General features: G+C 38.2%; 9 protein-coding genes and 1 pseudogene. All 10 read left to right on the top strand.

The features are described 5' to 3' along the window. The first annotated feature begins 50 nt into the window (after positions 1-50). The 10 genes and pseudogenes from IQ276_RS29780 (at position 51) to IQ276_RS29825 (ending at position 20,198) form a co-directional block, all read left to right on the top strand. Positions 51-7,178, top strand: a complete 7,128-nt coding sequence (locus tag IQ276_RS29780) for a type I polyketide synthase (RefSeq protein ID WP_235116355.1) — start codon at positions 51-53, stop codon at positions 7,176-7,178. A 117-nt stretch (positions 7,179-7,295) separates the two neighbouring features. Beyond that, on the top strand, positions 7,296-10,577 hold the full coding sequence (locus IQ276_RS29785; RefSeq protein ID WP_193916683.1) for a PfaB family protein: 3,282 nt from the start codon (positions 7,296-7,298) through the stop codon (positions 10,575-10,577). Between the two features lie 50 nt (positions 10,578-10,627). Beyond that, on the top strand, positions 10,628-12,286 hold the full coding sequence (locus IQ276_RS29790) for a PfaD family polyunsaturated fatty acid/polyketide biosynthesis protein (protein WP_193916685.1): 1,659 nt from the start codon (positions 10,628-10,630) through the stop codon (positions 12,284-12,286). Positions 12,287-12,298: 12 nt separating this feature from the next. Next, positions 12,299-13,597, top strand: a complete 1,299-nt coding sequence (locus IQ276_RS29795) for a hypothetical protein (RefSeq protein WP_193916687.1) — start codon at positions 12,299-12,301, stop codon at positions 13,595-13,597. 197 nt (positions 13,598-13,794) lie between these two features. Beyond that, positions 13,795-14,082, top strand: coding sequence for a 2Fe-2S iron-sulfur cluster-binding protein (locus IQ276_RS29800; protein WP_193916689.1), 288 nt, complete (start codon positions 13,795-13,797; stop codon positions 14,080-14,082). 265 nt (positions 14,083-14,347) lie between these two features. Further along, on the top strand, positions 14,348-14,653 hold the full coding sequence (locus IQ276_RS29805) for a phosphopantetheine-binding protein (protein ID WP_190880115.1): 306 nt from the start codon (positions 14,348-14,350) through the stop codon (positions 14,651-14,653). Positions 14,654-14,691: 38 nt separating this feature from the next. Then, a complete protein-coding gene (locus IQ276_RS29810; RefSeq protein WP_193916691.1) occupies positions 14,692-16,014 on the top strand; it encodes a phthiocerol/phthiodiolone dimycocerosyl transferase family protein in 1,323 nt (440 codons plus the stop codon). A gap of 156 nt (positions 16,015-16,170) precedes the next feature. After that, positions 16,171-18,051, top strand: a complete 1,881-nt coding sequence (locus tag IQ276_RS29815; protein WP_193916693.1) for a TubC N-terminal docking domain-related protein — start codon at positions 16,171-16,173, stop codon at positions 18,049-18,051. Positions 18,052-18,564: 513 nt separating this feature from the next. Continuing rightward, positions 18,565-18,809 (top strand): annotated as a pseudogene (locus tag IQ276_RS29820) (cyclic peptide export ABC transporter); the annotation flags it as partial. A gap of 21 nt (positions 18,810-18,830) precedes the next feature. Then, positions 18,831-20,198 carry a hypothetical protein gene (locus IQ276_RS29825; RefSeq protein ID WP_235116088.1) on the top strand — a complete coding sequence of 456 codons (1,368 nt, stop codon included), beginning with the start codon at positions 18,831-18,833 and terminating at the stop codon, positions 20,196-20,198. The last annotated feature ends 160 nt before the right edge of the window (positions 20,199-20,358 follow it).

The raw sequence follows: 20,358 nt of genomic DNA on the forward strand, positions 1-20,358 counted from the left end.
GACTAATAATCAATGACCAATGACCAATGACTAATAGTGAAGATAAAGTCATGGCTGCTTCTAGAATTGAAGCTGTTTTGGCACAGTTGCAAGAGGAAGTGAGCAATTGTGAACAGGCTGTACTCAAACTCATACAGGGAAAAAAAATTATGGTTGAGAATGCACCATTAAATAGCAAAATCAACACACAGCGGCAACAAGTTGATATCGCTATCATCGGCATGGCTTCTATATTCCCGCAATCCAAAAATCTACAGGAATACTGGGAAAAAATCATTCATAAAGTTGATTGTATTACTGATGTTCCTCCTTCACGTTGGAACATAGATGATTATTACGATCCTAACCCTAGAACACCTGATAAAACCTACTGTAAAAGAGGCGGATTTATCCCGGATGTTAATTTCAATCCGATGGAATTTGGGCTACCACCCAATATTTTGGAAGTTACAGATATTTCCCAGTTGCTAGGTTTGATTGTTGCTAAAGCAGCGATGGAAGATGCGGGTTACGGCGAATCTCGACAGTTTAATCACGAGGCTACTGGCGTAATCTTAGGTGTAGCACTAGGTAGACAGTTGGGGGTGCCACTGACTTCGAGAATGCAGTATCCAGTTTGGGAAAAAGCTCTTAAAAGTAGTGGTTTATCCGATGAGGATACACAAAAAATTATCGAGAAAATCAAAAGTGCATATGTGCAGTGGGAGGAAAACGCCTTCCCTGGTATGCTTGCAAATGTTGTTTCTGGACGCATTGCTAATCGCCTAGATTTTGGAGGGACTAACTGTGTTGTTGATGCCGCCTGTGCTAGTTCATTAGGTGCCCTGAAAATGGCAATTAGTGAGCTAGCTGAACATCGCGCCGACATGATGCTGACTGGCGGAGTTGACACCGACAACTCAATTTTGGCGTATATGTGTTTCAGTAAAACTCCTGCTGTTTCGCCGGGTGAAAATGTCAAACCTTTCGATGCAGAATCTGATGGGATGATGTTGGGTGAAGGCGTGGGGATGTTAGTACTGAAACGCCTTGAAGATGCCGAACGAGATGGCGATCGCATTTATGCAATCATCAAAGGTATTGGTACTTCTAGCGATGGCCGTTATAAAAGCATTTACGCGCCGCGTCCAGAAGGCCAAGTCAGAGCATTACGCCGTGCTTACGAAGATGCCGGATTTTCCCCTGCTAGCGTCGGTTTGATTGAGGCACACGGCACCGGTACAATGGCTGGAGATCCAGCAGAATTTAGTTCAATCAAAGAAGTTTTTGGCGAAAATAATCCCAAAAAACAATATATTGCCTTGGGAACTGTCAAATCACAAATTGGACATACAAAAGCGGCTGCGGGTGCGGCAAGTCTGATCAAAACAGCCTTAGCTTTGCACCACAAAGTATTACCAGCCACAATTAACGTCACCAAACCCCATCCTAAATTAGATATTGATAATTCCCCATTTTATTTAAATACCGAAACCAGACCTTGGGTTACTAGCGATGACGAGCCAAGACGTGCAGGGGTGAGTTCTTTTGGCTTTGGTGGCACAAATTATCACGTCATTTTAGAAGAATACAAAACCCAAAGCGATCGCCCTTATCGTTTACACAAATCTGCTCAATCAGTGTTGCTATTTGCGTCAACACCCGAAGAATTGTTATCCCGTTGTCAAGCAACTAAAGACCAATTGCAATCCGATACGGGAGAGCGGCATTATGCAGAATTGATTGCCGCCTCTCAATCTTTAGATATTCCCGTCACAAATGCCAGACTTGGATTTGTTGCCGATTCTCTCACTCAAGCTTGTAACTTATTGCAAACAAGTATTGATTTGCTGAAAAACAAACTGCAAGCAAAATCTTGGGAGCATCCCCAAGGAATTTACTACCGCAAAACTGGCATAGTCACAGAAGGAAAAGTAGTTGCTCTATTTTCTGGACAAGGCTCACAATATTTAGAGATGGGTCGGGAACTCGCAATCAATTTTCCTTCCTTGGGACAGACTTATACTCAAATTGACAGCCTTTTACGCCAAGATGGTTTACACGGTGTTTCAGAGGTTGTTTTCCCAGCGCCTGTGTTCGATTTAGATCAAAAAACTGCCCAGATGAAACTGTTGCAGCAAACAGAATATGCACAGCCAGCGATTGGGGCTTTTAGCGCTGGTTTGTACAAGATATTGCAACAAGCTGGATTCAAAGCGGATTTTGTCGCAGGTCATAGCTTTGGAGAACTTACCGCTTTATGGGCTGCGGGGGTTTTGAGTGAGGAAGATTACTTTTTCCTGGTGAAAGCTAGGGGTCAAGCGATGGCTACGCCAACAGATCCCCAGTTTGATGCAGGAGCTATGTTAGCGGTGAAAGGGGATGTCAGTCAGGTTACAGAACTAATTGAGAGTTTTCCCGAAATCAGCATTGCTAACTTGAATTCCCAAAATCAAATGGTGTTAGCTGGGACAAAAGCTGAAATTGCTAATGTGGAGGAAGCTCTAAAAACTCAAGGATTCTCTACAATTTTGTTGGGAGTTTCCGCAGCTTTTCACACTTCACTAGTGGCTTATGCACAGCAACCTTTTGCTAAAGCAATTGAGAAAGTTAATTTCAAAGAGCCACAAATCCCGGTTTACACCAATGTGACCGGAAAACGTTACCCAGACGAAGCGCAAGTTATTCAAAAAGTCCTCAAAGAACACTTGAGAAATCAAGTATTATTCAAACAGGAAATTGAAAATATTTATGCTGAAGGCGGTTACTGCTTTGTTGAATTTGGCCCGCGAAGCGTTCTCACCAACTTAGTAAAAGATATTTTGGGCGATCGCCCTCATTTAGCTGTAGCCTTAAATCCCAGTCACCTCAAAGATAGCGATCGCTCTTTAAGAGAAGCTGTTGTCCAGTTGCGCGTTGCTGGATTATCTTTACAAAACTTAGACCCCTATCAACTTGAGCAGAAAATCCCAGAAGTTTCTCCCAATAAGGTTTTGAATGTCCGCTTAAATAGCACTAACTATGTGTCAGAAAAAACCAAGCAGTCCTTTGAAAAAGCTATGCAAAATGGGCATCAAGTGAAATTTACTGCTACTAACGGCAATACACCGCACTCGCCAACACCCTCTCAAATAACAGAGAAAGTAGCAGTTAATGGTCAATCTACTGTTACTAATGGCAATAACCATAACTCAGTAACATATAACCCTCCTCTACCAACAGAGAAAGTAACACTTAATGGTGGAGCGAAATCTGTGCAGAACGGGCAATCAGACCTCAAATCTTTACAAACTAGCCCAGAACTTCCTCTAAATTACCTCACAGCTATAGACAACTTAGAGTACACATTAATAGAATTCAATCGCCATCAACATGACATCTTGCAGGTTCATGAACAATCTTTAAAGCATCAGACAGAATATACCAAAACCTTCTTCCAACTCATGGAACAACAACATGGTTTGTGGGGAAATAGTAAGTTTAACGAGTCACCAACACCAACAAAGGAACTGATAGTATCGAGTTCAGAACGTAGCATCATACGGTTTCATGACCATCAAGGTGAAAGCCTCCGCATCCATGAGCAATATCTGAACTATCAGCAAGAATACACTAACAACTTTTTCCAATTGCTCCAGCGGCATTATCAACTACCATCTTCTAGCAATACTACTCAGCAAAGTCTAATAGCACCAGTCAACTATCAAGATAGTCCTAAAGTTCCATCATCCCCACAAGACAATCTTGTTCTGAAAAATGCATCAGTTAGTCTACCCAGCAACGGATTCGCCAGCAAATCTGAGTCAGTTTTAACTAATGGTAACGGCACAAGTAACGGCGCAAATCATCAAGCAATAGCAGTTCTAGATATTACTCCACCACAAGAGAATCAAACCGTAACTGCAACGCAAATATCTGCTCCAGCAACTCTGGATATTACTCCACCACAAGAGAATCAAACCGTAACGGTAGCACCCCCAGCACCAGTAGTCATTGACCAAGTTACCCTGAGTCAAACTCTGCTGAACGTCGTTAGTGATAAAACAGGCTACCCAACCGAGATGTTAGACCTAACGATGGATATCGAAGCAGATTTGGGGATTGATTCCATCAAACGCGTAGAAATTCTGGGAGCATTGTTAGAACTATACCCCGATTTGCCCAGACCAAATCCCGAAGAAGTGGGACAGCTACGCACTCTGGCTCAAATAACTGAGTACATGGTGAAAATCGCATCAGACATCTCAGCTGGTCTTGCACCGGCGATCGCAGTAGGGAGAGATGAGGGAGCAGGGGGAGATGAGGGAGATGGGGGGGTAGGAGTAATATCGCCCTCATCTCCCTCATCCCCCTTATCCCCCTCATCTCCCTCATCCCCCTCATCCCCAGAACTTACTAACAATTTTCTCAAGGTCGTTAGCGATAAAATGGGCTATCCAACCACGATGTTGGATCTGTCAATGGATATCGAGACAGATTTGGGAATTGATGGCGTCAAACTTGTGGAAATTCAGGGAGGATTGTCAGAACTATACCCCGATCTACCCAAGCTGAATGCAGAAACACTGGCTCAAGTGCATACTCTTGGACAACTTGTTGAATATCTACAAGAGGGACTAGGGACTGGGGACTGGGGACTAGGGACTGGGAAAGAGTTTTCTCAATTTCCAATCCCCAGTACCCAATCCCCAGTACCCAATACCCAATCCCGAATTCTTCGCAGTCCCGTCAGACTGAAATATCTTCCCGAACCTGATGTTTTAGATTTCGCCTTACCCGATGAGCATATCGCCTTGCTTACCGATGATGGTTCTCTCATCACGGCGGAACTTGCTCAGAGTTTGTGCAAGCGTGGTTGGAAAATTGTTGTCTTAACTTTTCCCCAAAGTTTGATTCCTCAACGATCGCCTTTACCTGAAGAGATTAGTCGCGTGGTGCTTGCAGATTTGAGCGAGGAGCATTTGCAAGAACAGTTAGGAGCGATCGCAATTAACTATGGTAAAGTCGCTGCGTTTATCCATCTCAATCCTTCAAGTCACGAAGCTACCAGTAATGAAGTCCGCTATTTGGAATCAGAAAAAGCTATCCTTCGCCACGTCTTTCTGATTGCCAAATATCTTAAAGAGCCACTCAATCAAGCAGCGAGTCAAGGACGCAGTTGTTTTGTAACTGTAGCTCGTCTTGATGGTCAGTTCGGACTGGGACAAAAAACCAACTTCGGTGCAATTGGCGCTGGATTATTTGGACTGACCAAAACTTTGAACCAGGAATGGGAAAGTGTATTTTGTCGAGCGATCGACCTCAGTCCTGATTTAGATCCTCAAACATCAGCACAGCATATCTTCGCCGAACTTCACGACCCCAATCTATTGGTCGTCGAAGCCGGATATAGTTCACAAGGACGAGCAACCCTAGTTTGTGAACAGGGATTAGGGACTAGGGACTGGGGACTAGGGACTGGGGAAGAGTTTTCCCAATCCCCAGTACCCAATCCCCAATCGCAAGTTTTTCTCGTAAGTGGCGGTGCCAAAGGAATAACGGCTCAATGCGCGATCGAGCTAGCGCAGCGTTATCAATGCAAATTTATTCTGCTAGGTCGTTCTGCTGCCGATCCTCAACCGGTGTGGGCAGAAAAGTACTTGAGTCAAGCAGATTTGAAAAAGCAGATTATGGAGGATTTCCTAGCTAGAGGTGAAAAGCCGACACCTGCAATGGTGCAGAAAAAGTTTAACGCTATTTCATCTAGTCGGGAAATTGCCGCAACCTTACAAGCTATTGAGCAGGCGGGTGGACAAGCTGAATATTTGAGCGTTGATGTGACTGATGGATTGGCTCTTTCTGAACAAGTTGCTGATGTAGTTGAGCGTTTTGGTGCGGTAACAGGAATTATTCACGGGGCTGGTAACCTAGCCGATAAGCGGATTGAGAAAAAATCAATCCAAGATTTTGAAACAGTTTACACTGCTAAAGTTAAAGGTTTAGAAAACCTGCTGCGCTGCGTCTCGCCGAATCAATTGAATTACTTAGTTCTGTTTTCTTCCGTAGTTGGCTTCTACGGAAATGTGGGACAATCGGATTATGCGATCGCTAATGAAATTCTCAACAAATCAGCCCACCTTTTCAAACTCAATTATCCCAATTCTCATGTCGTAGCAATTAATTGGGGTCCTTGGGATAGTGGTATGGTTTCTCCGGAATTAAAGCAAGCTTTTGCTGAACGGAATATCGAGACTATTCCCATTGAAATTGGCACAAAAATGTTAGCTGATGAACTAGCTAGCGCTAATCAAGAAACCGTGCAAGTTGTGATTGGTAGTCCCTTGGTATATATCCCAGATAAATTACCAAGCGAGTTGAAAACATTTCGTATCCACAGGCATCTAACATTAGCAGCAAATCCATTTTTACAAGACCACGTAATTGCTGGTTATCCAGTTTTACCAGCGACTTGTGGACTCTTATGGATTGCTAATACCTGCGAACAACTCTATCCTGGTTTCAAAGCCTTCAGTTGTACAAACTATAAAGTTTTAAAGGGACTAATTTTCGATGAAAATTTACCAAATGAATACACTTTAGATTTGCAAGAAATTGCTAAAAATGGTATCTCTGAAATAGACTTTGATGCCAAAATCTGGAGTAAAAATTCAGAGGGTAAAATACGTTATCATTTCAGTAGTCAAATGAAACTAAAGCGGGAAGTTCCTGGTGCCCCAGTACACGAATTTATCAACTTAAGCCAGGATCATAAAATCACCGCCACCGCTTCATCACTTTATCAAAATGGGGCAACTACTTTATTTCACGGAGCTACTTTTCAAGGTGTCAAATCCGTCTTAAATGCCAATCTCGACAAGATCACCATAGAATGCTATCTGCCAAAGCCTGGAGAAAGGCAACAAGGACAATTCCCAGTACAAACATTTAATCCCTATATTGCAGATGTGGAGATTCATGCATTTTGGATTTGGGCACAACATTTTCATCAGGTAGCTTGCTTACCTTCAGAAATCACAAACTTTGAACAGTTTGTACCTGTCCCATTTGATGAAACATTTTACGTTTCATGTCAAATCAAATCTAAGACAGAATCGAGTTTAGTTGTTGATGTCATCGCCCATAATCAGCAAGGACAAATATATACCCGAATGCTAGGAGCCAAAGGAACTATTTTGCCCAAGCAATTAGATGAAATCTAAATAGAACCAGTTAAAAAACGGTCGTTGCTGAATCCTTCTCCCTCTGCGCCTCTGCGTGACCCTTTCCCCGATTCAGCAACACCAAAAAATCCATAAATCAGCTTGAGGAGATAGGTGATGGAAGAATTTGCAAAAAATAAAACTCCTAAAATAGCAATTGTGGGAATGGATTGTTATTTAGGCGGCGGTTGCAAAGGATTAGATACCTTTGAACGCAGTATTTATGAAGGAACTCAGCATTTTATTCCCATACCTCCTCAGCGATGGCAAGGAATAGAAACACAAGAAGAGTTCCTGAAAAACTATGATTTTGCCGACGGTGCAGCACCATTAGGCGCATACATTAAAGATTTTGAAATTGATACTTTACGTTTAGAAATCCCACCAGAAGATGTAGAGAATTTTAATCCTCAAGAATTGTTGATGCTTGAAGTAGCCGATCGCACTTTAAAAGATGCGGCACTTCCTCAAGGAAAAAGAATAGCAATTATTATTGTTACAGCTACAGAATTGACTATAAATCAACTTCCGAAAACAGATATTGATAAAGACAGTGAATCTCCAAGTTACATCGAAAACAACCTGGCTAATTATATTTCCAAAATATGGAATTTTGCTGGACCTGCCTTCACATTAACTGCCGAAGAAAATTCTGTTTTTAAAGCCTTGGAACTTGCACAAAAACTACTCGCTATTAGAGAAGTAGATGCTGTTTTAGTTGGTGCAGTCGAGCTTGCTGGAGATGGCGCTAGTGTTTTATTAAGAAATAAAATCACAAAAGTCAACACAGGCGTAAATACTCTCAGTTACGATGAAAATGTCAATGGCTGGATAGTAGGCGAAGGTGCAGCGGCTGTAGTATTGAAGCTCCACGAAACAGCGAAACAAGAAAATAATCGCATCTATGCAACGATTGATGCTCTCAGTCTCGTAGAGAATTCAAAATTTGAAATTGATGCTTTGAATGTGCCAATTTCTGAAGCAGTAACACAAGCTTGTAAAGTAGCTTTTGAGCTTGCAAATATCAAACCAACAGATATTAATTATTTAGAAGTTGTTGCTAGTGGAATTCCACACCAAGATGAATCAGAAATTCAAGGTTTGATTCAGGCATATCGCACATCTGAAGTAAATTTAACTTGTGCGATCGGTAGTGTCAAAGCGAATATTGGTCATACCTATGCTGTATCGGGAATAGTTAGTTTAATTAAAACAGCATTGTGTTTATATCACCGCTATATTCCCGCAGTTCCCCAATGGTCTAAACCCAAAATGCCAGAGGTTTGGCAAGATAGTCCTTTTTATATTGCTCTTGAATCAAAACCTTGGTTTTTAGAAAAAGGAGGTATTAGAAGAATAGCTGCGATTAATGGGATGGAGGTAGATGGAAGTTACACACATTTAATTTTGTCAGAGGAACTATATCAAAAAAATCACAGCAGCAAATATTTACAGCAAATGCCTTATTATTTATTTGCGATCGCTGCTGACGATCAATCAACTTTATTAGAAGAAATCGGCAATCTTCAAGAAAGTATTAAAAATTCTTCTTCTCTATCTACTGCTGCTAGCCAGACTTTTGCAACTTTTCAACAGCGTCAACAAGCGACTTATGCTGTAGCAATTCTCGGACACAATCAAGATGAATTACAGCGAGAAATTCAGCATTCCCTCAAAGGTATTACTAATGCTTTCGAGACAGGGAAAGACTGGCAAAGTCCTTTAGGCAGCTATTTTACAGCAAAACCACTGGGACAAAAAAGTAAAATCGCTTTCGTTTACCCAGGTGCTTTTAGTGCTTATCTCGGACTAGGCCGAAATCTGTTTCGTTTGTTTCCTCAACTTTATAACGATCCGTTCATCGGTAGTATTTATCAGCGTGTCGCCAACGTAGAAAAACTTATTTATCCCCGAAGCTTAGAAAAATTATCAAACAGACAACTAGAAGCTCTTGAAAAACAATTGCTCAATGATTCAGTAGCAGTACTCGAATCAGAAATGGCCTGTGCTGGACTGATGACAGCAATTTTGAAAAATTATTTTCAAGTCAAGGCTGAATGTGCTTTTGGTTATAGTCTGGGCGAAATTAGCATGATATTGGCTCAGGGTATCTGGACTCAGTTTCAAGAAGGTAGCGAGGGCTTTAACTCATCATCTCTGCTGAAGACAAGACTATCTGGCCCGAAAAATGCTGTGCGGGAGTATTGGGGATTATCTCAAAGAGAGGATGAGAAAAACGAAGATTTCTGGCGCAACTATATTCTGATGTGTCCAGTATCTCGGGTTAAAGAAGCGATTAAGCATGAAAAGCGGGTTTATTTGCCTTTAATTAATACTACAGAAGAAGTGGCGATCGCTGGTGATATCCAAGCCTGTCAGCGCGTAATTGCCAATCTCAATTGTGATGCTTTTTCTGCTCCCTTCACCCATGTTATCCATTGCGAGCCAATGTGTTCTGAGTACGATGAACTTGTGAGATTGAATACATTCCCTACTCAAAACGTACCAGAAACTATCTTTTATTCCGCAGCCGAGTATAAACCAATTAAACTAGACAGCCATTCTATTGCTCACAATATTGCTAAAAACCTGTGTCAGCAGCTTAATTTTCCTCAATTAATTAACCGTGTTTATCAAGATGGGTTCAACATATTCATCGAAGTAGGTGCTGGTAGCAACTGTTCTCGATGGATTGATAAAGTCCTCAACCAAAAAGAACACATCACAGTAACTCTTAATAAAAGAGGTATAGACGATCATACTTCTTTCATTAAAGCTTTAGCAAAATTGCTTAGTTATAGAGTTAATCTAGATTTATCACTACTATATTCTCAGGTACAAGAAGTTTCCCAAAAAAGCCAATCTAGAGCTAGAAATATAACTCTAGATAGCAGCAAAATTAATTACACATCTTTGAGTAAGCACAATCAAAAAATTGCTCAAGATATATCTTTACATACCATCAAAAATGTGAATCAACACGAATATACACTACCAACCTTAAAGGAATTTGCACCCATGAATCCTTCTTTTACAGAAAGTCCTATCAAAAATCCTGAAAACGTCTCTCACAAACTAGAGAATATTCCGGAGCCAGTCAATCTTCAAAATAACAATGAATCGACTCGATTGTTGGTACAAGAACGAAATTTACAACCTGTAGAAAATTTACCAACAGAAGAAGAAAATAATCAATACAATTTCACTACTTACAGTGTTGCTGAAGAACCACATTTGCTGAACTTGCATAGTCCTTTTTATCAAAAGCTGAGTGAGAATGCTTCCCGCATGACCAAAGCTCATACTGTTTTTTTACAAGCGCGACAAGAGTCGCTAAAGCAAATCAGCACCATGATTCAGTTACAAATAGCTTATTATCAAAAGTTATTTGAATCATAAAATTTTCATACTTTGATTCAGCTACATCATTTGATCAGAGGGCTAAAAACATGATTGGCACAAACAATATACTAAATAAAAGCAGTAATTACCTGATATTTTCAGATAATTACCATCATAATCAAATTTGGCAAGGTGTTTTAGATTCTGTATCCTTTAACGAAACAGGCATAAAATCTAAGTTGCTAAATTTAGATAAACCTTGTTATATTATTAGAGTCGAAGGGAAAATTGGCGCAACTAACGAAGGTTCTCTACATCCTTACAACCAAGAAAAAACCGAACAAGCAGAAATAATAATAGCTGTTCCACCAATATCAACTCAACAGTTAGGCGATCCAAATTTTCTCAAATTTCATGGTGTAAAATATGCTTATGCCACAGGAGCAATGGCTCAAGGTATTGCTTCCGAAGAACTGGTAATTGCTCTTGGAAAAGAAAGAATATTAAGTTCATTTGGGGCTGGTGGCTTGTCTCCTGCTCGCGTCGAAGCAGCCATTAACCGTATTCAAAAAGCTTTACCCCAAGGGCCTTATGCTTTTAACTTACTCCACAGTCCCAGCGAACCTGCAATTGAACGCGGTGTAGTTGATTTATATCTTAAATATCAGGTAAGAACAATAGAAGCTTCTGCCTTCTTAGATTTGACTGATAACATCATCTATTACCGAGCTGCTGGACTTAGTTTGAATGCAGCTAATCAAATCGAAATCAAAAATAAAATCATTGCCAAAATTTCTCGCCGAGAAGTTGCGATTAAATTTCTTCAACCGGCTCCCACAAAAATTTTAAAACAATTAGTTGACCAAGGTCTAATCAGTGAATTACAAGCAAGTCTAGCTGAAAAAATTCCTGTAGCTGATGATATTACCGTAGAAGCCGATTCTGGTGGTCATACAGATAATCGTCCTCTAGTTTGTTTGTTACCTTCTATCTTGGAATTGAGAGATGAAATTCAAAAGAAATATTCTTTTGAAAAACCAGTTAGAGTTGGAGTAGCAGGAGGAATTGCTACACCACAATCAGCCTTAGCTGCTTTTATGATGGGGGCTGCTTATGTTGTGACTGGCTCAATTAATCAGTCTTGTATTGAAGCTGGAACTTCTGAACATACTAAACATTTGCTAGCTCAAGCCGAGATGGCTGATGTGATGATGGCTCCAGCAGCAGATATGTTTGAAATGGGGGTAAAACTCCAAGTTCTTAAAAGAGGAACTCTCTTCCCTTTACGAGCGCAAAAATTGTTTGAACTATACAAAAATTATGACTCAATTGAAGATATTCCATTAGCAGAAAGAGACAAATTAGAAAAACAAGTTTTGAGAAAAAGCTTAGAAGCAGTTTGGGAAGAGACAGTTACTTATTTGTCTCAACGTAATCCTGATAAATTAGCCAAGGCTGTTAACAATCCCAAATTGAAGATGGCTCTAATTTTCCGCTGGTATCTAGGATTATCATCTCGTTGGTCTAACTTTGGTGAAAAAGGAAGAGAAATGGATTATCAAATCTGGTGTGGCCCAGCTATGGGTAGCTTCAATGACTGGGTTAGAGGTTCTTATTTATCTGATTCAAAAAATCGCCATGTAGTTGATGTTGCTAACCACATTATGACTGGAGCGGCATTTTTATACCGGATTCAAAATTTGAAAATCCAGGGTTTACAAATGCCAGCTTCCTATAGTGAATATCGCCCAGCTAATTTTCAATAAAGGAGAAAAATCATGAATGCTGTCAAAATTGATAACCGAATTCCTAAAATTCAAAACAAGCTTTTTGAGCAGGCACATAGCCATTCCTTAGAATTAAAACCTGTCGCTATAGCTATGAGCAAACAGGGAATTAAAGGAGAAAAGCTCTACTCTCATCCTGGAATGCTTCCTTTACCTGTACCCATTTGTGAGTATTTACTTTCCTTCAATGCTCGTCAAATGTCAATTTTATCTGCGACATTCTTTGCTAACTTCTATAAGTATGTTGCTAATAGCGAATATCAGTCTCTGATATCCAATATGAGCATTGCTGAAAAAGTTTTTGCTCAATACTCAGATGAGTTTATGATTCTTCATCAGGAAACTAATGAAGAGATGGATCATATTTGGTCTTTTAGAACCGTATATAGTATGGTCTGTCGAGAAATAGGAATTCAAAGCTCGTTTGACGAACCCGGTTTTTTCTATGGAACTGTTGGTGTAATACCCCAGTCAGATTTTGAAAAGTTCGATACCCGTTTTAGTTTTGATGAAAATTTCCATACAATTCTGTCTCATCTCCAGAAAGGGAAAAACTTTCTGAAAAACATAGTGGAAGAGACGCAGCAGCAAGATCAAAATTCCACATATCGAACTTTACGGTTTATGATTGGGGACGCCATGAGAATGCTACCTGCCGAAAAAGTTCAAGAAAGTGGCTTGGGTAGTTTGACTCTGCTGTATCGGTACATGGCTAATATAGAGCTAAAAAAAAGCGAAGCATATTTATTTGATTCTCCGGAGAATTTTGATTATGAACCATTAGCTTTTGAATTGAATCAGGGTCATTTAACAGATGAAGCACGTCACTACACAACGTCTTTTGAGTTAGGAGTAGAACTGTATAAAGCAGCTCCTCCAGAGGGTCAAGATTTCGTTAAACATTTCCTACAGATAATTGTGGAAGACTACATTAGTGCGAGTTTCACCACTTATTTGGAGAAGTTAGATCTCACCGCCCAAGGAATGCTATTAACTGATACTAGAATTGGACTCAATTCACTACGTATGTCTCTGCATCATCCTGAATTAGCTGATAAGCAGGTAGATATAAATCAACTAGTTCATTCTTGGAGACAGGTAAGTTCAAAGTGGCGAAATATAATTGGTTACATCGAACAAAAGAGTTGGCAATATAAATCTCAGCAACTAGAGCGTTTGATAAAAGAACTGGGATTAGAGTTAAATACAACTAAGTTGGGTAATCGCTATGAGCGTTATAAAGATGCTCTGGCAATTAAAGAGATTCAAAAACTTGTTGAAGTTGCCTAATAGTTGTCAGAATGGGCTACGCCCCGCTGCGCTAACAGAAGTTAGAATTATGGAAGCATCAAAATAATATTTGATGAATGAATATAGCAATAATGCTAGATGAGTGAAATTTTCTGACTTCTGATTTTCTAGTGGTAAATGCTTGGAATATTAGCTACATTTGTTAACTTTGTTTCAGAATCAGGGTGAATCTAGAAATGGTAGTGTCTATTCATTTTGAAGATGATGATAAAACAGTTCAAGTCGAAGCAAACCAACGTTTAACTAAAATTTGTGACGATCATCCTAGTTCAATTTTTTTTGGTTGTCGTAGTGTAGCTTGTGGAACCTGTCTCATAGAAATTGTGAGTGGGATAGAAAATTTAGCTCCTGTCATGGATGAAGAGCAGATTTTACTTGATGTGTTGGCTCCAGATAATTCCAATATTCGCCTAGCTTGTCAATGCGTAGTGGAAGGTGATATTCGGATTAGGGTAGCTAATTAATTGATAGTTCTCACATAGCCCGATAGAAATAGATGTAATTTGGACACTGCTACAAACATGAAAATAGGGGTTTTAGCATCGGTATATAGTGCCCAAACTACAAAAATATAGAGACAAAACACTAGCGAAAGCTAAATCTATTATCTCAGGACTTACGCAAAATTATGAAAAAACGAACCGCAAAGGACGCAAAGGGCACAAAGAAATAAGAGTTTTAGAGGGTTTTTGCGTAAGTCCTATATCTAATGAATTTAAAGGTGTGAAAATGAGCCAGTCTATTCCTGAAACAATCAAAAAACAGTCTTATAGCGCAGAAGAAATTCAAGCTTGGTTAGTCTCTCATATTGCAGAGCAGCTAGGAGTTGAACCTAAAGATATAGATGTACGACAGCCTTTAGATAGTTACGGTTTAGAGTCAGCACAGGCAATGTTTCTTGTTAGCAAAGCGGAGAAGTTATTTGGTTTTGAGCTATCTCCAATTTTATTGTGGCACTACCCCACTATTGAAACATTGTCTGTGCGTTTAGCGGAAGAATCTAAAGCTTCACAGTCTGAAATTTTTGAGATTTAAACTTCAAAGCTGCTCTTGAACAGACATCAAAAGTAAAAATGATTTACAACAGAAAGCTGGGACGCCTTGAACAGGCTATGGAAATTTTAAATAGCCGTGCTAAAACCTGGAACATAGTTACTATTAGTCGTATCAATGGCTGTATCTATGAAGAAACTATGAGAGAGGCTTTAGACATGATTCAGTGTCGCCATCCTCGTCTTAATTCTCGAATTGTGCGTTCTAAGAATAGTCTCAGCTTTCAAACTCAAGAAACAGCAAATATTCCTTTACGTTTTGTCAAATTGTTAGAGAATAACCAGTGGCAAAAAGTTGTTTATGAAGAGATGAACCAGGGAATTGATAGTAGTAAAATCCTACTACGAGTGGTTCTTGTCCATGTTTTGGAGGATGTTCCTATAAACTATTTGATAACAACAGTACATCATGCGGTCGCAGATGGTTTATCATGCATCCGACTTCATTCAGAAATCTTAACTTTTTGTCAAAAAATTGTCTCGGGTGAACCAATTAATTCAGTTCCTAGCTTAACTCCACTTCCACCCATCGAAGAACTAATGCCTGAATGGACTAAGGGGTTCACAGGTAAGATAAACAGCACAATATTTTTGTTGCAGCTTGGATTACAAGAAATCTGGAATCGACCAAAAACATTAGGTTTTGAAAAGTATGTGTCTATTGGAAAGCGTAGTTCCAATATTATCCACAGACAACTTGACCAAGAATTAACCCAAAAGCTTGTAAATTGTTGTAGGCAAGAAAATACAACAGTACACAATGCTTTATGTGCTGCAATGATGTTGACAGTAGCTAGAACAATCACTAAAGGTCATAGAAAAGATATACGAGTAAATTGCCTATCATATCTTGATTTGAGAAGACATTTAGAACCTGCAATTAGTGATGAAGATCTGGCTGTATTAGCCTCATCCATTATGGGATTTCACCTCATAAAATCAAACAGTTCCTTCTGGGAGTTAGCTAGAGAAGTGAAATATAAGCTGGAAGCGAGTAAAAATCACGGTGATCTCTTTAGAATGATTTTAATCGCCAAGCATCTGATTGATATTTGTTGTATTTATCCCAAAAAAATAGCTGCCACAGTGTCTGTTTCTAATGTTGGCAAAATTAATATACCCAAAAATTACGGTAAATTTGAACTCGAAGAAATCAGTTTCATCAGTTCTAATGCTTTTTTTGCAGGTATTTTTGCTATCCATGTTTCCACATTCCAAGAAAAAATGCTGTTGAATTTTGCATTTTCTCAACCTTCAATTAGCTCCAATACTATGGAGGATCTTGTAAATAATCTCATGTCCTATATTTCTGGTATTTGCGAATTAAATTGTGATTCTTCTTAAAGTTATTAAATTATGAATATTTAATGATTAAAATATAGCTTATTTTGCTCCTATTAGCACGATATGGGGTAGCTAATTCTGATTCCTAAATTAATCAATCATGGTGGAATAAGCTGAGAAATTAAAAGTTTAAAACAATTAGGAGATTATGAAACTATGAACGTATCAGAACTTGTAGAAAACCTGATAAAACAGGGTGTTCATTTGTGGGTTGATGATAACGAAAAATTAAAGATTCGCTCACCAAAAGGAGTAATTACGTCAGAAATTCAGGAAAAAATAGTTGCTTATAAATCAGAAATTGTGGCATTTCTGCACGATATAGACGTAGCTAAAGATTTAGAGTCTGTCCCTTTAAGCCAGGGATTAAATCTACAAACTATAGGTCGTTTAATTGGTGGATTTGCTGAGCAATTATCTGTGGAGTATAAGCCACCAATTATTGATCCTAAAATTATGGCTCAAAAGCTAATAGTTACATTTAAACCTTTACCTAGTAGTTACAATAATCAAGAAATTCTCAACTTTCGCCAAGAACTAAAAGAGAAACTGAGAGATTATGGTGTCAAAATATTATCTTGGGAGGAAGCGATCGCAGAATTTAATTATGACCTGATGCTGCCAATAATTAACAAAAAGAAAAATTTTAAATTTAAGGGAGTTAAATCAGAAGTCAATGCAATTATTGATGTAGAAATACCTCCTTCTTTCATCAGGAGATTGGGCATCATTGTAGCAGAATTTGTCTACCAAATTTATTCTAGCTTAATCTTAAATGAGCGAAAACTTCCTGTAATAAAAATAGCTAGATTGAGCAGTTGGGCTGAGGATTATGCAGCTAAATATGTTGATAATCCTAGCAAAACACAAGTAATTGTAATTACGAAGATAGACCATGATTTTATCAATCCTGTCATTCCATATAAACAAAAGATAAATATTGGTTTAAATACTTTAATTAGAACATTCTCCGAAATTGTCATTGGAGTATCATCAGACAAAATTTCCATATTAAATATGAATCTGTCAGATTCTATTTTTACAAGAAATGAGATTAGTAATTTTGTTTTAAAATCACTAATTCCTAAAGTATTTGTACCAATTGCTCCACTTTTACTAAGTAGATTTGAAGTAGAGCAGTATAATCCTCAAGAATCTATCTATGCTGCAAAATTAGTCAAATTAGGTCAAGAGTTAGCATCAACGGGTTTATTTCCTCCTGGTTTTAAGCTGGATCAAGTTATTAAAAGAAAGTCCCATAGAGATATAGTCAGTATTATTATAAATGGTAGGACGGGAGTTTCTTATGGTTTTGTCGCTTATGCTGAACCACCACAATATTTTGGGGAACCACAAATAAGCAAAAATGATTGGGAAAATCTATTACCTATTAAAGGATTTAATAATAATGAAATTCGTCAAAATGACAAGGGAAGACGTTATGTCAAAATCAAAAAAGCAGAAGAATATGTATTTAGACAAATACCAGATATTTGGCTTGTAAGTTCTCGGTCAGGTTCAAACAAAACAGATTTGAATATCGCTGACGATGTTATCAGAATTGGTTTGAAAGAAAAACTATATCTCCAACTACCTAAAGTCATTCGTTCGGAGCTAGTAGACATGAAACCTTCTTATGATATCTATGTCATGCTTGCCATCAGTCTTTCTGCTGCTTTATATACACCAGAATTAATCAAAAATGGTGCGCCAATTGTTCATTTCCACGGCTATCCAGCATTCGATTGGTTTCAAGCAAATGAATACTGCGTTGGAGTAGATAATCCTTCTGTACCTTGTGGAACTTATGAATCTGGGGTATTCAATTTTCTAGGTATTTCTAGCTTAGCTAATCAACAAGCAAGCAACATATCTTTAGTTAGTTTGATAGAACCAGATCATGGCGCAAATTTTATAGCTCATGATTTAGAATATTTAGTTCAAAGATTGAAAGATGGGTGTACACAGGGACAAATTGAACTAGGTGGAAAACATTTTACTTCTCTGAAATCTAAGATAGAAGAATGCAGAATTTAAAATTACGCAACAACCTATAGGATTAGTAATAACAATTCTATATGAATTGTGAGAATTAAAAGTCACAAAACCCCGATTTCTCAAAGAAGTCGGGGTTTTGTTTACAGATTTATCCCCATTTTTAAAATCTCTATATGATGAGTTGCATATGAGTTGCAATTGAGTATCTCCCTGAGATAATATCCTTATAAATCAAAACTAGATGGGTTAATTAAGCAATTTAAACACCGTCTTGACAGCAGTAATATGATTGTTAACAGACACTAGCTGAAGGAAACTTCTGTTTTCAGATGTCTCCAACCTGATAGCTGATTTTCGACTCAGTAAAACTTTAATTTGTATTGCTCATACTAAAAAGTTATTCAGTCGTCGCAGTTGATTTAAACATTTTCAATACTAAATGTGAAATTATTCAGCATATATGGATGGTAAGTATTAGACCATGACTAAACAACATCGATCAAACCAAATGCTGTGCGTTGTTAATTAATCATATTATGAACCTGATGAGTGCTTTCTCAAGGACAACGCAAGCGCCTTGCTCTGCTTACTGCCTACCTTGAAGATCGTCCTATCTATATGTTTGATGAATGGGCATCAGATCAAGATTCTATATTCAAGGAAATTTTTTACACTCAATCCCACAGCTAAAAAGTAGAGGAAAAACTGTACTGCTTATTAGTCACGACGACCAATATTTTTACCTAGCAGATCGAATTATCAAACTGGAATACGGCAAGTTAAAACTGAACATTTGAATATTGGAAAGGAGCAAATTAATGTTTTTGAATAATTTCTTCAAAACATCTGAGCAGTCCAGCAAATTTTTAGGAGAGGAAAAAATTACATTACGAGAAAAACAAAACAGAACTTTAAACGCAGATGTAAAATCTGTTCTGTATTATAGAACCTGGATTCAGACTACAACTAATAATACTTTCGATAGCACCCGAATATTAGGAATAGTTGCAACTACTAAAGGAGCCGAAAATTATTTACCTTATACTATCCCTAAAATCATTAAACAAATCTCGAAAATAGGGATGGCGGCTGATATAGTCATTGGTTTAAATAATGGCTTTGAATGTCCGGCTGTTATAGAGAGTTTTATTTTGCTGCCAAATGTCCAAATCATTCATCTATATACTGAGGAAAAGTTAGCAAACAATATTCCAGCACCAATATTTGACAATTTGATGTGCCAAGGCAAACCATATTGTTTAACTAATATTCACCCTCACCAATACAAACATAGAATATTTGTTGTCCATCAAAAACCGGGGCAACACTCAGCAGGCAAAATTCGAGTTCTGGGAGATATTTATGCTTCATTACTGCTTAAAAGTATCGAACATGGATGGATACCACCGACTATTTTGATGACTTTTGATGCTGAATCTCAGTTTTTAGTGGCGCATAATTATTCAGATATAGATCTAGAGTCCAATGGCTTAAAATTTATGGTAAGTCAACTGCAAAATCATCCTCAAATCGATATTTTAGGTACAAGGAATAAGTTCGCTGTTTACCAAAAAGCAATGGTAAATGGAATTGAAGTTTTACTGCCTGATTTTAGTGAACAACTGCCTCCTATCCAATGGTTTATAGATATCGTTCATGGTAGATTTAGCGGCTTTCAGTGTAAATGGGGAGGAGGCACATTTGGTAAAACTGATGTGATAGTTAGCTTGTTAGTAGTGATTTCTAGAAATTATCCAGGTGTCAGAACTGAAGATACTCAACTCACTATCTTAGCTAAGTATGCAGGCTTTATAGGTGACATATTTTTAGATGTGATTTCTACGAACAGAACTCCTAGTATAACGGATATGACAATAGAACAGCCACAAAAAAAAGCTTGGATAGAACAAATATATAGATGGTTAGCTTCTGTTCAGGGATTAAAATTACTTTATGGAGAACATAATATGAAAATGTTTGTAAATGACGGTTTTCCTTGGTTTACGTTGACTAATCCAACTAAGTTTTTGAAATTGTTAATAGCTAGTAGAAAGAGCAGTATTTCTTCAAAAATTTATCAGCTTAAATTGATAATTAATGCGTTTTATAATTATCAAACAATAAAAACTTGTAGTAAAAAGAAACCTGATATATTACAAGGCAGTGAAGCAAAAGCTTTTTGGTAAAAATTCCAAATTCAGTGGGAAATATGACGTAGAGTCTTAGTTTATTTGATTTAAATTATCAAATTGTGTCAAGAGAGCATAAAATTCTCCAAAAATAGATAGCAAATAACTTCTAAACCAACTATTATGTAGAGCTTAAATTTCTGAAATAATTTGACAG

The organism is Desmonostoc muscorum LEGE 12446, assembly GCF_015207005.2.
Lineage (GTDB): Bacteria > Cyanobacteriota > Cyanobacteriia > Cyanobacteriales > Nostocaceae > Nostoc > Nostoc muscorum.